Annotated in this window: 1 pseudogene; it reads right to left on the reverse strand. The window is 54.5% G+C overall.

The features are described from left to right. Window positions 1-76 precede the first annotated feature (76 nt). Window positions 77-349: pseudogene (locus OKB81_RS20740) on the reverse strand (anaerobic C4-dicarboxylate transporter family protein); the annotation flags it as partial. Between the last annotated feature and the right edge of the window lie 187 nt (window positions 350-536).

The raw sequence follows: 536 nt of genomic DNA on the forward strand, positions 1-536 counted from the left end.
GTACGACAACAGGTCAACTGAGCGAAATCGGCGCCTGAGAGACTGCTGTCCTGCTTTGGAATTGTGCAACAAGGCCGGGATTCTTGCGCAGGGCTTTTTCGGCCAGGTGCACCAGATAATCCATCCCGCCGGCCAGCTGCATACAGGCGATGGCGCAGATGACGGACGCGATGATCATGATCACGTCCCACGGGAGATAAGTCACCAGCTGATCGCTCGGGATGGGCATGCCCAGCCCCCAGGTCAGCACCAATACCCCCAGACCACCGGCAAAGCCGATACCTATGCTGCCTATCCGGGCCCCCAGATAGATAGCGGCGAGCACCACAAGTAACTCGATTCCAATCATAGCGAACACTCCATTTTCCAGTTTTTTTAGGTTTTATTAGGCTGAAAAGCCAATTCCCGATGGGGCTGTGGGGAGACCGCTCGGGAATTGACTTTAAATGGGCCGGGATACAGGGCCGACGCATGATCATTCTTTGCGCTAGTTGATCAAGTATCGATCAGTTGAGCGGCGCCAAGTACGATTTTAA

This window comes from Aeromonas sp. QDB56, from assembly GCF_027705505.1.
Lineage (GTDB): Bacteria > Pseudomonadota > Gammaproteobacteria > Enterobacterales > Aeromonadaceae > Aeromonas > Aeromonas caviae.